The following is a 12,770-nucleotide window of genomic DNA, read 5'->3' on the forward strand; positions in this document are numbered from 1 at the left end:
CTAGGCCCGATTACTTGACATCTTCAATCATCGAGATCTACCTTCGATTTATTGCTTGATGACCTCAACCATCGAGCCCATCAAATCTTTCTGTTCAGGAGCACCACCATGAAGGCCATCACCTACCGCACCTACGGCAGCCCCGACGTCCTGGAGTACGGCGACGTCCCGGAGCCGAAGCTCGGCCCGGACGCCGTCCTGGTGAAGGTGCGGGCCGCCTCGGTGAACCCGGTCGACTGGAAGATCCAGGCCGGCTACCTGGACGGCGTGATGGACGCCGTCTTCCCGGTGATCCCCGGTTGGGACGTGGCCGGCGTGGTGGAGCAGGTGGGGGTCGGCGTCACCGAGTTCGCCCCGGGCGACGAGGTCGTCGGCTACGTCCGGGAGGACACGGTCGGCCGCGGCACCTTCGCCGAGTACGTCGCCGCGCCCGTCCGCACCCTCGCCCGCAAGCCCGCCGCGCTCGACTTCGAGCAGGCCGCCGGCCTCCCGCTGGCCGGCCTCACCGCCTACCAGGCGCTGACCCGGGCGCTGGAGGTCAAGCCCGGCGAGACGGTGCTGGTGCACGCCGCGGCCGGCGGCGTCGGCTCGCTCGCCGTCCAGATCGCCACCGCCCTCGGCGCCCGCGTGATCGGCACGGCCGGCGAGCACAACCACGACTACCTGCGCGAGCTCGGGGCCGAGCCCGTCACGTACGGCGAGGGCCTGGCCGACCGGGTCCGCGCGCTGGCGCCCGAGGGCGTGGACGCCGTCCTCGACCTGATCGGCGGCGAGGCCCTGCAGCTCTCGCCCGGGCTGCTGGCCGAGGGCGGCCGGCTCGCCTCGATCGCCGACGGCGCCGTGCTGGCCCTGGGCGGCCGCTACGTCTTCGTCCGCCCGGACGCCGCCGACCTGACCGCGCTGGCCGACCTCGCCGACCGCGGGCTGCTGCGGGTCGAGGTCGCGGCGAGCTTCCCGCTGGAGCGGGCCGCCGACGCGCAGCGCCTGAACGCCGGGGGGCACACCCGCGGCAAGGTCGTCGTCACCGTGGCCTGATCCGCGCCCGTACGGAACCCGGGAGACACCCCCATGTCCATCGTCGCCATCGCCGACTGGCTCGCCGTCCGGGGCCAGGAGCAGCGGGTGGCCGGCCTGCTGGCCGCCCTCACCGAGTCCGCGCTCGCCGAACCGGGCGTGATCGCCTTCCGGGCGCTCCGCTCGCTGCGTGATCCGGCCGCGTTCGTGCTCCTCGCGGAGTACGCGGACGAGGACGCGGCCCGGGCGCACCGCGACAGTGACCGCTACCGCGAGCTCGTCCAGGGCACGATCGCACCACTGCTGATCGACCGCCAGGTCGAGCTGCACGCACCGGTCCTGACGGCCGCCGGGAACGGGACCGCCGCGTCCGGGGCCACTGGCACCGGCAGCGCCCGCACCGAGCAGGGCACCGCCGAGCAGGGCACCGCCGACCGCACCGACACCCCACGGAGCACCGCACCATGACCGACACTCCCGCCGCCGACGTGGTGGCCCGGCTTCGCGCCACCTTCGCCACCGGCCGCACCCGACCGCTCGACTGGCGCCTCGGCCAGCTGGAGGCCCTGCGCACGCTGCTCACCGAGGAGAGCGGCGCGCTGCAGCAGGCCCTGCGCGCGGACCTCGGCAAGGGGCCCGCCGAGGCCTACCGCACCGAGATCGGGTTCACCCTCAACGAGCTCGACCACACCGTGCGCCACCTGGCCGAGTGGCTGCGCCCGCGGCCCGCCGCCGTTCCCGAGGCCTTCCTGCCGGCCGAGGCCAGGGCCGTGCGCGAGCCGCTCGGCGTGGTGCTGGTGATCGCGCCGTGGAACTACCCGCTGCAGCTGGCGCTCGCCCCGCTGGTGGGTGCGCTGGCGGCCGGCAACACCGTGCTGGTCAAGCCGAGCGAGCTGGCACCGGCCACCTCCGCGGCGATCGCCCGGTTGCTGCCGCGCTACCTCGATCCGGAGGCCGTGGCCGTGGTCGAGGGCGCGGTCCCGGAGACCACCGCCCTGTTGGAGCAGCGCTTCGACCACATCTTCTACACCGGCAACGGCGCGGTCGGGCGGATCGTGATGGCCGCCGCGGCCCGGAACCTCACCCCGGTCACGCTGGAACTCGGCGGCAAGAGCCCGGTGATCGTCGACACCGGCACGGACCTGGCCGTCACCGCCCGGCGGATCGTCCGCGGCAAGTTCCTCAACGCCGGGCAGACCTGCGTCGCCCCCGATTACGTGCTCGCCGTCGGGGACACCGGCCCCCGGTTGGAGGCCGAGCTGGCCGAGGCCGTGCGCGAGGCCCACGGCGAGGACGCCGCCGCGGATCCCGAGTACGGGCGGATCGTCAACACCCGGCACTTCGACCGGCTGGCCGCGCTGCTCGGCGACGGGCGGACGGTCGTCGGCGGCGGACACGACCGCGCCACCCGCTACCTGGCCCCGACGGTGCTCGCCGACGTCTCCCCGCAGGCCCCGGTGATGCGGCAGGAGATCTTCGGGCCCGTCCTGCCGGTGCTCGGGGTGCCCGACCTGGACGCGGCGATCGCCTTCGTCAACGAGCGGGACAAGCCGCTGGCCCTGTACGCCTTCACCGAGTCGGACGCGACGAAGGAGCGGCTGGCCGCCGAGACCTCCTCGGGCGCGCTGGTGTTCGGTCTGCCGGTCTCCCACCTGGCGGTGCCCGAGCTGCCCTTCGGCGGGGTCGGCGAGAGCGGCATGGGCCGCTACCACGGCGAGTACTCGGTGGACACCTTCAGTCACACCAAGGCCGTGCTGGACAAGCCGCTGCACTGATCCCGCCGCACCGATCCCCGGCGGAGGGGTGCCGCGCCGGACGGGTGACGCGCCGGACGAGTGACGAGCGGGCCCCGGCACCGTGAAGATCTGCACCCGATCCTGCCCGCCGCGCCACCCGGCGCGGCGGGCAGGACACAATGGGCGCATGAACTCGCTCGCCCACCCGACGCTGCGCTTCACCCCCACGGTGAAGGACCCTTCCGCCCCCCGGGAGCTGGTGATCCTCGGCTCCACCGGTTCGATCGGCACCCAGGCGATCGACGTGGTGCTGCGCAACCCCGGGCGCTTCCGGGTGGTGGCCCTCTCGGCGGCCGGCGGCCGGGTCGCGCTGCTCGCCGAGCAGGCCCTGGAACTGGGCGTGCACACGGTCGCGATCGCCGATCCGGCGGCCGAGCCCGCGCTGCGCGAGGCGCTGGCGGCGAAGGCGGCCGGCCGGCCGCTGCCCGCGATCCTGACCGGCCCGGACGCGGCCACCGAGCTGGCCGGGCTGGAGTGCCACTCCGTCCTGAACGGCATCACCGGCTCCATCGGCCTGCGCCCGACGCTGGCGGCGCTGCGCGCCGGGCGGGTGCTGGTGCTGGCCAACAAGGAGTCGCTGATCGTCGGCGGCCCGCTGGTGAAGGCGCTGGCGAAGCCGGGCCAGATCGTCCCGGTGGACTCCGAGCACACCGCGATCTTCCAGGCGCTGGCCGGCGGCACCCGCGCGGAGGTCCGCAAGCTGGTGGTGACCGCGAGCGGCGGCCCGTTCCGCGGTCGCAGCCGCGCGCAGCTCGCCGCCGTCACGCCGGACGACGCGCTGGCGCACCCGACCTGGGCGATGGGCCCGGTCATCACGATCAACTCGGCGACCCTGGTCAACAAGGGCCTGGAGGTGATCGAGGCGCACCTGCTGTACGACGTGCCGTTCGACCGGATCGAGGTCGTGGTCCATCCGCAGTCCGTCGTCCACTCGATGGTGGAGTTCTCGGACGGCTCGACGCTCGCCCAGGCGAGCCCGCCGGACATGCGGATGCCGATCGCGCTCGGCCTCGGCTGGCCGGACCGCGTCCCGGACGCCGCCCCCGGCTGCGACTGGACCAAGGCGGCCACCTGGGAGTTCTTCCCGCTGGACGACGAGGCCTTCCCCGCCGTGGAGCTGGCCCGCGAGGTCGGGACGCTCGGCGGCACCGCCCCCGCGGTGTTCAACGCCGCCAACGAGGAGTGCGTGGAGGCCTTCCTGAAGGGCCGTCTCGCGTTCACGGGGATCGTGGACACTGTTGCCAAGGTCGTGGCCGAGCACGGAACGCCGGCCCCGGGAACTTCTCTCCGGGTCGAGGACGTCCTGCACGCCGAGGACTGGGCCCGCGCCCGGGCCCGCGAGCTGGCGGCCGGCTGAGCGCCGTAGGGACGACAGGGACGGTACGGACCCGATGGGTGGACTGAGCGGCATGACGGAGGACCAGCGGTGGCGGCAGTGATGTGGGGAATCGGCCTGGCGGTCTTCGTGGTCGGGCTGCTGTTCTCGATCGCCTGGCACGAGCTCGGGCACCTCTCCTGGGCGAAGGTCTTCGGCATCCGGGTGCCGCAGTACATGGTCGGCTTCGGCCCGACCGTCTGGTCCCGCAAGAAGGGCGAGACGGAGTACGGGATCAAGGCCGTCCCGCTCGGCGGGTACATCCGCATGATCGGGATGTTCCCGCCCGGCAAGGACGGCCGGATCACCCAGCGCAGCAGTTCGCCCTGGCGCTCCATGATCGAGGACGCCAGGGAGGCCTCCTACGAGGAGCTGCAGGACGGCGACGAGCAGCGGCTGTTCTACACCCGCAAGCCGTGGAAGCGCGTCATCGTGATGTTCGCGGGCCCGTTCATGAACCTGATCCTGGCCTTCGGACTGTTCCTGACCGTGATGATGGGCTTCGGCGTCCAGGACACCCTGCCGACGGTCAAGCTGGTGCAGCAGTGCGTGGTGCCGGCCGGCCAGCCCACCGACACCTGCCCGGCCGGTGCGGCGGCCTCGCCGGCTGCGGCGGCCGGGCTGCGCAGCGGCGACACCGTCCTGTTCTTCGACGGCGACCGGATCCGCGACTACGACCGGCTCCAGGCGGACATCCGCAGGTCCGCCGGCCGCACGGTGCCGGTGGTGGTCGAGCGCGACGGGCAGCGGGTCACCCTCACCCCGACCATCGGCGTCAACCAGGTGCAGAAGTACGACGGCAACGGCATTCCGCTCAAGGGCCAGACCGTGGAGGCGGGCTTCCTCGGCTTCGTCCCGGTCAACGGCGTGGTCAAGCTCGGCTTCACCGACAGCCTCGACCGGATGTACACCAACGCGGAGACCGGCGTGAAGTCGCTGGTCGCGCTGCCGGGCAAGATCCCCGGCCTGTGGCACTCCATCGTGGACGGCACCCCGCGGGACGCCGACTCCCCGATCGGCATGGTCGGCGCCGCCCGGATCGGCGGCGACGTCTTCGCGCTGGAGATCCCGGCCACCCAGCGGGTCGCCGTCATGGTGAACCTGCTCGCGGGGATCAACCTGTCGCTGTTCCTCTTCAACATGCTGCCGCTGCTCCCGCTGGACGGCGGCCACATCGCGGGCGCGCTCTGGGAGTCCGTCCGGCGCCGGATCGCCCGGCTGCTGCGGCGGGCCGACCCGGGCCCGTTCGACGTGGCCAAGCTGATGCCGGCGGCCTACGTGGTGGCCAGCATCTTCATCGGCTTCACCCTGCTCGTGCTGGTAGCCGACCTCGTCAACCCTGTCAAGATCACCTAGCCGGCGCCGGCGGGCGGATGTGCTCCGCCCGCCGCAGGTGCCGTACCGTTGGACGCCGGGTGCGCGTACGTCTGCGCACCCGGCCCGGCAGCCGCAAGCGGCCGGACCACCCACCTCAACCCCGGGGAACCCTGCGCACATGACCGCGATCTCGCTCGGTATTCCGTCCCTGCCGCTCAAGCCGCTGGCCACCCGCCGCGTCTCGCGGCAGATCATGGTCGGCAACGTTCCGGTGGGTGGCGACGCCCCGATCTCCGTGCAGTCGATGACGACCACCGTCACCGCCGACATCAACGCGACCCTCCAGCAGATCGCCCAGCTGACGGCCTCCGGCTGCCAGATCGTCCGGGTGGCCGTGCCGACCCAGGACGACGCGGACGCGCTGCCGATCATCGCCAAGAAGTCGGGCATCCCGGTGATCGCCGACATCCACTTCCAGCCGAAGTACGTCTTCGCGGCGATCGAGGCCGGCTGTGCGGCGGTCCGGGTGAACCCGGGCAACATCAAGCAGTTCGACGACAAGGTCGGCGAGATCGCCAAGGCCGCCAAGGACGCCGGCGTCCCGATCCGGATCGGCGTCAACGCCGGCTCGCTCGACAAGCGGCTGCTGGAGAAGTACGGCCGGGCCACCCCGGAGGCGCTGGTCGAGTCCGCGCTCTGGGAGTGCTCGCTGTTCGAGGAGCACGACTTCCGCGACATCAAGATCTCGGTCAAGCACAACGACCCGGTCGTGATGATCAACGCGTACCGCCAGCTCGCGGCGGCCTGCGACTACCCGCTGCACCTGGGCGTCACCGAGGCCGGTCCGGCCTTCCAGGGCACCATCAAGTCCGCGGTCGCCTTCGGCGCGCTGCTGTCCGAGGGCATCGGCGACACCATCCGGGTCTCCCTGTCGGCCCCGCCGGCCGAGGAGGTCAAGGTGGGCAACCAGATCCTGGAGTCGCTGAACCTGCGCCAGCGCGGCCTGGAGATCGTCTCCTGCCCGTCCTGCGGCCGCGCCCAGGTGGACGTCTACAAGCTCGCCGAGGAGGTCACCGCCGGCCTGGAGGGCATGGAGGTGCCGCTGCGCGTCGCCGTCATGGGCTGCGTCGTCAACGGCCCGGGCGAGGCCCGCGAGGCCGACCTCGGCGTCGCCTCCGGCAACGGCAAGGGCCAGATCTTCGTGAAGGGCGAGGTCATCAAGACGGTCCCCGAGTCGAAGATCGTCGAGACCCTGATCGAGGAGGCCCTGAAGCTCGCCGAGCTGATGCAGGCCGAGGGTGTCGAGGCGGGCGCGCCGACCGTGGTCGCCGCCGACTGACCGAAGTCCGCTGCGGGGTCGTCCGTCGACGGACGACCCCGTGGCCGTATCCGGGTGGGGCCACGGAGTAGGGTGCGGCAAGAGTCTCTCAGTGAGGTGCTGTCTCGATGCTCGATCGAGGTGTGATGCTCCCCAGTGCGTTCCAGGCCGCACGCGCCCTGGCGACCACCCGCGTCCTCGACGCCCCGGACCTGGCGGACACCCTGGCGGTGCTCCACCGGGACCCGGTCGCCAACGCCTTCGTCGCGACCAGGGTGGAGTCCGTCGGGCTCGACCCCTGGCGCCTGGGCGGCGAGATGTGGGGCTGGTACGACGAGAACGGCGGCCTGGAGTCCCTCTGCTACGCCGGGGCCAACCTGGTGCTGGTCAACGCCGGCCCGGAGGCCGTCCGCGCCTTCGCGGAGCGGGCCCGCCGGCAGGGGCGCCGCTGCTCCTCCATCGTCGGCCCGGCCGATTCCACCGCCGCCCTGTGGGCGCTGCTGGAGCGCAGCTGGGGCCCCGCCCGCGAGGTCCGGGCGCACCAGCCGTTGATGGCCGCCACCGCGCCGGCCGCCGGGGTGACGCCCGATCCGCTGGTGCGCCGGGTGCGCAAGAACGAGGTCGAGGCCGTGATGCCCGCCTGCGTGGCGATGTTCACCGAGGAGGTCGGCATCTCCCCGCTGGCCGGTGACGGCGGCCTGCTCTACCAGGCCCGGGTCGCCGAACTGGTGAGCACCGGTCGCTCCTTCGCGCGCTTCGACGAGGACGGCCAGGTGGTCTTCAAGGCCGAGATCGGCGCCGTCACCAAGGGCGCCTGCCAGATCCAGGGCGTCTGGGTCGCCCCCGAGCACCGCGGCCGGGGGCTGTCCGTCACCGGGATGGCGGCCGTCCTCGACCTCGCCCTGCGGGAGGTCGCACCGGTGGTCTCGCTGTACGTGAACGACTACAACCTGCGGGCCCGTGCCGCGTACCGCCGGGTCGGCTTCCGCGAGGTCGGCGCCTTCATGAGCGTGCTGTTCTGAGCCGGCGGGGGGCTGCGGGGCGTTCCGCCCCGAAGCGCCCTGCTTCGAGGTCCGTCGGGGCCCGCCGAGGGCGCGGCAGGTAGTAACGTCCCGGGGCATGGAGCAGCTGACCGAGGTGACGATCGAGGCCATCGACCTGGCGGCCTGGGCGCCGTACGCGCTGGAGGTGCAGGCGCGGGCCTTCGGGCTGACGTCCGAGGAGGTCGCGGTCCGCCTGCAGATCGTCGGGCGGCACGCCCTGCAGCCCGGGGTGATCGCGCTGGGGGCGATGAGCGGCGGCCGGCTGGTCGGCTTCGGCTACGGCATGCCCAACCACCGGGAGCACTGGTGGAGCACGGTGATCCAGCCGCACCTGGAGGCGCGCGGGTACGGCGACTGGCTGGACGACGTCTTCGCCGTCACCGAACTGCACGTGCTGCCGCAGTTCCAGGGCCGGGGGGTGGGGAGCGGGCTGATCAGGCGCCTGTGCGAGCAGTCCGGCCTGCACCGCAGCATCCTGTCGGCGATCGACGAGGAGACCCCGGCCCGCCGGCTGTACCGCTCGCTGGGCTACCGGGACCTCGCGCGTGCGGTGCGCTTCCCGAACACCGACCGCCCGTACGTCGTGATGGGCGCGACGCTGCCGTTGCTGCCGGGCCGGGCGGCTCAGAGCCAGTCGGCGAACTCCAGGTAGAGCTGGGCGGTCGCCGTGTCGCCGGCGTCCAGGCTGTGCAGTCCGGTGGCGACGCTGCGGAACAGGGTCCAGCCGCGCAGCCGGTCGTGGTCGACCTCGACCGCCTCGGCGAGCTGGTGCAGCCGGCGGCGGGCGGCGCCGCGCGGGCCGGGGGAGCCGACCAGGGTGTCCATCCGGTCCTGGGCGAGCCGGGCCAGGTCGTAGGCGCGTTCGCCGACCAGCGGTCGGGGGTCGATGGCCAGCCAGGGCGAGCGGTCGGCGGCCAGCACGTTGCCGTGGTGGAAGTCGCCGTGCAGCAGGAACCGCTCGTCGCCCGATCCCAGCAGGTCGTCGGCGATGCCCAGGGCCTCGTCGGCGAGCGGCCGGGTGTCCGCCGCGCCGGGCAGGTCGCGATGGCGGCGGATGCCGTCGGAGAGCACGGCCACGCGGTCGGCCACGGTGGTGAACGGATGGCCCTCGGCCGGTGGCACCCAGAGGCGCTGGAGCAGGCCGGCGGCCTCCAGCATGGCCTTGGCCTCGGCCAGCGAGCGCAGCGGGATCTCGCCGTGCAGGCGCTCCAGCAGCAGCATGCCCTCGGCGGGTTCGGCGGCCAGCAGCAGGACGGCGCCGCGGCCGGCCCAGTGGGTGAGGGCGGCGTGCTCCTGGGCGGTCTCGGGGGTGATCAGTCCGGCCTTGAGCACGGCCGGGCTCAGGTCGTCGCGGTGGACGTACCCGATCAGGCTGAGCCGGCCGCCCGGGTCCAGGATCCGCTCCAGCGTCAGGTCCCAGTGCCGGAGGTAGCCGGTGACCCGCTCGGGCAGGCCCTCCAGCCAGGCGCGGCCGTCGTCGCCCTGGCGGGCGCCGACGCTCCGGACCAGGTGCTGCGGGACGGTGATCCGCGCTGGTGCTGCCGACATGCTGGCCTTCCGGTTGGACGCTCCCCCGCTGGTTACTACCCGTCCATTGTCGGCCATGAACGGGAACCCGCAGGTCAGCGAAGCGACCGGGTGGTGTCAGCCGGCCGGGGTCGAGGCCGGTGCGGTGCCGGGCGTGCCGGTGGCGGAGGCGGCGGGCTCGGGCAGGCCGGGGAAGGCGGTGGCGGCGGCGCCCCAGCGGTGGGCCTGCAGGGCGGTGCCGCGCAGGGCGTCGGCGGCGCCGGTGCGCCCGTCGGCGGGCAGGGCGGCGACCAGTTCTCCGTACACGTCGGCCAGTCGGGCCTCGATGTGGGCGGCCAGCCTGGCGGCGCCGGCCGCGTCGCCCACGGCGAAGGGCAGCTGGTAGCCGGGGGCGGCCGCGCCGGGGCTGGCGCCCGCGCCGGCCAGCTGCCGGCGCCAGGCGTCCCGCCGGGCCTCGTGGGCGGCGAAGGCGGCGCGGGCGTCCGTCCGCTGCTGGTCGTCGGGGAGTCGGGCGCCGACCACGCCGTAGCCGTAGACGGCGGCGTGCTCGGCGGCCAGGGCGCTCTGCAGGGCGGTGGCCGCCGCGTCGGGCAGCGGCGTCGCGGTGCTGGTGGCGCCCGCGGTGGTGGCGCCCGCGGTCGGGGAGGCGGCCGCGGTCGGGGAGGCGGCCGCGGTGCCTCCGGTCGCGCCGGCGGAGGCGGTGCCCGTTGCGGTGGGGGTCGGGGAGGTGCCGGCGCCGGTCGGCGCGGCGGCGGTGCCCCCGGCGGGGCCGGTCACCGGGGTGGTGTCGCCGAGCGCGGCGGCGTGCAGCGCGTCGGAGGCGGAGACCGAGGCGAGCAGTCGGGCGAGGTCGGGCGAGGCGGCGGGCAGGTCGGCGAGCCGGGCCTGCGCCGTCCGCCGTTCGGCGGCGCCGAGTTCGGCCACGGTGGTGACGGGGGTCGCGGTGGCGGCCGGGCCGGAGGCGGTGGCGGCCGGGCTGCCGGTGGCGGGCACCGTGCTGGCGGGCGGTGCGGTGGCGGGCGGTGCGGTGGCCCCCAGCCCCTCGGCGAAGGCGGCCCGGTGGCGCAGCAGGTCGGCCCGCAGCGGCTGGAGCTCCCCGGCCCGGCCGGCGCCGGCGCCGGCGAGGACGGTGTCGTAGGCGGCGAGGAGGGCGTCGGTGGCCGCCACGGCCCGGGTCCGCACCGGCAGGTCGGGGTCCGTCTGCTGCTGGTCGCGCCGGTCCTCGTGCGGGGATCCGGTGCAGGCGGCGAGCAGTGCGGCGGCGGTGAGCAGCCCGAGGGTCAGGGTGGTCCGTCGGACGGGGGGCTGCATCGGTGTCTCTCCCGGGTGGTGGGGGAGCGCCTCGACTCCCGATGGCGTGAATGATTACAGAATCCCCACGTCCGCGGACATCCTTCGGGGACCGGGCCCGCGGTGTGACCTTGCTCGCAGTGGGGCCCGGCGGCCCCGGCGCCGGGGTGTGCGGAATCGGTGGTTCGGGGGTTGACCGGATAGGCTTTGGGCCGAGTTGCTGCGATCCGCCCTGTGGGGGTTCCACCCCGGAGGCGATGCAGTATGACCTTCTGACAACAGCAGACGCGGCCGAGGAGTCACCCGGATGAGCACCACCCAGATCGACCGGCTGCGTGCGTTGCTGGAGCCGCTGGCCGCCGACGCCGGGCTGGACCTGGAAGAGGTCAAGGTCACCCAGGCCGGCAGCCGCCGCCAGGTGCAGGTCGACGTGGACGCCGACGGCGGCGTGGACCTGGACGCCATCGCCGAGTTCAGCCGCGTGGTCGGCGAGGCGCTGGACGAGTCCGACGTGATGGGCAGCGGCGCGTACGTGCTGGAGGTCGGTTCCCCGGGTGCCGAGCGCACCCTCACCGAGCCCCGCCACTGGCGCCGGGCCGAGGGCCGGCTGGTCAAGGCGCAGCTCGCGGACGGCACCGAGATCGTCGCCCGGGTGCTCTCGCCGGACGAGGACGGCGCGCTGGTCGAGGTCCAGCCGGTGAAGGGCCGCGGCCGGGCCAAGGAGCGCCGTCTGGAGTACTCCGAGGTGGCCAAGGCGCGCGTCCAGGTGGAGTTCAACCGCAAGGACGAGAAGCTCCTCGACGAGGCCCCGGACTTCGAGGACCCCCACCTGGATGACGCCGCCGACGACGACATCGCTGACGACGACATCGCCGACGACGACGGCACCGAGGGGTCCGGGGACTCCGACGAGGACCGCGCCTAGGCGACGCCCCCGACGACCGGGACGCGGAGTGACGACCTCCGCACCATCCGCACCATGAACGTGAAGAAAGACGAGGAGGCGTAGCCGTGGACATCGACATGAGCGCCCTGCGTGGGCTGGTTACCGAGAAGAACATCCCCTTCGACCTGCTGGTCGAGTCGATCGAGTCGGCCCTCCTCATCGCGTACCACCGCACCGAGGGCTCCCGCCGCCGCGCGCGCGTCGAGCTGGACCGCAAGAGCGGCCACGTGACGGTGTGGGCGCTGGAGGACGCGAGCGAGCTGGACGAGGGCGTCGAGCCCAAGGAGTTCGACGACACCCCGAGCGGTTTCGGCCGGATCGCCGCCAGCACCGCGAAGCAGGTCATCCTGCAGCGGCTGCGCGACGCCGCCGACGACCAGACCTTCGGCGAGTACGCGGGCAAGGAGGGCGACATCGTCACCGGTGTCGTCCAGCAGGGCAACGACCCCAAGAACATCCTGGTCGACATCGGCAAGCTGGAGGCCATCCTGCCTCCGCAGGAGCAGGTGCCGGGCGAGGACTACAAGCACGGCACCCGGCTGAAGTGCTACGTGGTCGCCGTGCGCCGCGGTGTCCGCGGCGCGTCGGTGACGCTCTCGCGCACCCACCCCAACCTGGTGCGCAAGCTGTTCGCGCTGGAGGTCCCGGAGATCGCCGACGGCAGCGTCGAGATCGCCGCGATCGCCCGTGAGGCCGGCCACCGCACCAAGATCGCCGTCTGGTCCCGCCGTCAGGGCCTGAACGCCAAGGGCGCCTGCATCGGTCCGGTCGGCAGCCGGGTGCGCAACGTGATGGCCGAGCTGCACGGCGAGAAGATCGACATCGTCGACTGGTCGGAGGACCCGGCGGAGATGGTCGCCGCCGCGCTGTCCCCCGCCCGGGTGACGAAGGTCGAGATCGTCGACTACAACCAGCGCTCCGCACGGGTGATCGTGCCGGACTACCAGCTGTCGCTGGCGATCGGCAAGGAGGGGCAGAACGCCCGCCTGGCCGCCCGCCTCACCGGCTGGCGGATCGACATCCGGCCGGACACCGAGGGGCAGCCCGAGGGCGGGTCCGGGCAGGACGGCCGGGAGCGCGCGGGAGAGTAGGTCCCGCACCGGTCCGAGTCACCGTGCCGTCCCGCCCGGATCGGCGGGGCGGC

The 12,770-nt window shown here is 73.7% G+C and carries 12 protein-coding genes; 10 read left to right on the forward strand and 2 right to left on the reverse strand.

Annotated elements, in window-relative coordinates; all coding sequences use genetic code 11:
- The first annotated feature begins 108 nt into the window (after positions 1-108).
- The 8 genes from ACFTWP_RS33280 to ACFTWP_RS33315 all read left to right on the forward strand — a co-directional run bounded on the left by ACFTWP_RS33280 (position 109) and on the right by ACFTWP_RS33315 (position 8,515).
- Positions 109-1,035 (forward strand): NADP-dependent oxidoreductase, encoded by a 927-nt coding sequence (locus ACFTWP_RS33280; RefSeq protein ID WP_380268708.1) that lies wholly within the window; start codon positions 109-111, stop codon positions 1,033-1,035.
- Positions 1,036-1,068: 33 nt separating this feature from the next.
- Positions 1,069-1,482, forward strand: a complete 414-nt coding sequence (locus ACFTWP_RS33285) for a putative quinol monooxygenase (protein WP_380268710.1) — start codon at positions 1,069-1,071, stop codon at positions 1,480-1,482.
- Entirely contained in the window at positions 1,479-2,789 is a 1,311-nt protein-coding gene (locus tag ACFTWP_RS33290) for an aldehyde dehydrogenase family protein (protein WP_380268711.1), read from the forward strand. Before ACFTWP_RS33285 ends, ACFTWP_RS33290 begins: the two co-directional genes overlap by 4 nt.
- 148 nt (positions 2,790-2,937) lie before the next feature.
- Complete coding sequence (dxr, locus tag ACFTWP_RS33295; RefSeq protein ID WP_380268712.1) at positions 2,938-4,167, forward strand: 1-deoxy-D-xylulose-5-phosphate reductoisomerase; 1,230 nt, start codon at positions 2,938-2,940, stop codon at positions 4,165-4,167.
- A 69-nt stretch (positions 4,168-4,236) separates the two neighbouring features.
- Complete coding sequence (locus ACFTWP_RS33300) at positions 4,237-5,541, forward strand: M50 family metallopeptidase (protein WP_380268713.1); 1,305 nt, start codon at positions 4,237-4,239, stop codon at positions 5,539-5,541.
- A gap of 139 nt (positions 5,542-5,680) precedes the next feature.
- Entirely contained in the window at positions 5,681-6,841 is a 1,161-nt protein-coding gene (gene ispG, locus ACFTWP_RS33305; protein ID WP_073926564.1) for a flavodoxin-dependent (E)-4-hydroxy-3-methylbut-2-enyl-diphosphate synthase, read from the forward strand.
- A 125-nt stretch (positions 6,842-6,966) separates the two neighbouring features.
- Positions 6,967-7,842: a GNAT family N-acetyltransferase gene (locus tag ACFTWP_RS33310; RefSeq protein WP_380268750.1), complete on the forward strand. Its 876-nt coding sequence runs from the start codon at positions 6,967-6,969 to the stop codon at positions 7,840-7,842.
- A 97-nt stretch (positions 7,843-7,939) separates the two neighbouring features.
- The gene (locus ACFTWP_RS33315) at positions 7,940-8,515 is read left to right on the forward strand and encodes a GNAT family N-acetyltransferase (protein ID WP_380268714.1); all 576 of its coding nucleotides are present in this window, start codon (positions 7,940-7,942) and stop codon (positions 8,513-8,515) included.
- Here the strand turns inward: ACFTWP_RS33315 and ACFTWP_RS33320 are convergent.
- Complete coding sequence (locus tag ACFTWP_RS33320) at positions 8,488-9,411, reverse strand: aminoglycoside phosphotransferase family protein (protein WP_380268715.1); 924 nt, start codon at positions 9,409-9,411, stop codon at positions 8,488-8,490. The two genes, ACFTWP_RS33315 and ACFTWP_RS33320, sit on opposite strands and share 28 nt — an antisense overlap.
- Before the next feature lie 96 nt (positions 9,412-9,507).
- Positions 9,508-10,701 (reverse strand): DUF4439 domain-containing protein, encoded by a 1,194-nt coding sequence (locus ACFTWP_RS33325; RefSeq protein ID WP_380268717.1) that lies wholly within the window; start codon positions 10,699-10,701, stop codon positions 9,508-9,510.
- Positions 10,702-10,987: 286 nt separating this feature from the next.
- On the opposite strand from ACFTWP_RS33325, the gene rimP reads away from it, so the two are divergent.
- Together rimP and nusA are read left to right on the forward strand one after the other, a co-directional pair.
- Positions 10,988-11,605 (forward strand): ribosome maturation factor RimP, encoded by a 618-nt coding sequence (rimP, locus tag ACFTWP_RS33330; RefSeq protein WP_380268718.1) that lies wholly within the window; start codon positions 10,988-10,990, stop codon positions 11,603-11,605.
- An 86-nt stretch (positions 11,606-11,691) separates the two neighbouring features.
- Positions 11,692-12,717, forward strand: coding sequence for a transcription termination factor NusA (gene nusA, locus ACFTWP_RS33335; RefSeq protein ID WP_380268719.1), 1,026 nt, complete (start codon positions 11,692-11,694; stop codon positions 12,715-12,717).
- Positions 12,718-12,770: the final 53 nt, after the last annotated feature.

Source organism: Kitasatospora sp. NPDC057015 (assembly GCF_042673745.1).
Lineage (GTDB): Bacteria > Actinomycetota > Actinomycetes > Streptomycetales > Streptomycetaceae > Kitasatospora.

What these genes read in the sequence shown, in the direction of transcription:
- ACFTWP_RS33280 (WP_380268708.1), top strand. Translation starts at nt 109, where the DNA reads ATGAAGGCCATCACCTACCGCACCTACGGCAGCCCCGACGTCCTGGAG.
- ACFTWP_RS33285 (WP_380268710.1), top strand. Translation starts at nt 1,069, where the DNA reads ATGTCCATCGTCGCCATCGCCGACTGGCTCGCCGTCCGGGGCCAGGAG.
- ACFTWP_RS33290 (WP_380268711.1), top strand. Translation starts at nt 1,479, where the DNA reads ATGACCGACACTCCCGCCGCCGACGTGGTGGCCCGGCTTCGCGCCACC.
- dxr (WP_380268712.1), top strand. Translation starts at nt 2,938, where the DNA reads ATGAACTCGCTCGCCCACCCGACGCTGCGCTTCACCCCCACGGTGAAG.
- ispG (WP_073926564.1), top strand. Translation starts at nt 5,681, where the DNA reads ATGACCGCGATCTCGCTCGGTATTCCGTCCCTGCCGCTCAAGCCGCTG.
- ACFTWP_RS33310 (WP_380268750.1), top strand. Translation starts at nt 6,967, where the DNA reads ATGCTCCCCAGTGCGTTCCAGGCCGCACGCGCCCTGGCGACCACCCGC.
- ACFTWP_RS33315 (WP_380268714.1), top strand. Translation starts at nt 7,940, where the DNA reads ATGGAGCAGCTGACCGAGGTGACGATCGAGGCCATCGACCTGGCGGCC.
- ACFTWP_RS33320 (WP_380268715.1), bottom strand. Translation starts at nt 9,411, where the DNA reads ATGTCGGCAGCACCAGCGCGGATCACCGTCCCGCAGCACCTGGTCCGG.
- ACFTWP_RS33325 (WP_380268717.1), bottom strand. Translation starts at nt 10,701, where the DNA reads ATGCAGCCCCCCGTCCGACGGACCACCCTGACCCTCGGGCTGCTCACC.
- rimP (WP_380268718.1), top strand. Translation starts at nt 10,988, where the DNA reads ATGAGCACCACCCAGATCGACCGGCTGCGTGCGTTGCTGGAGCCGCTG.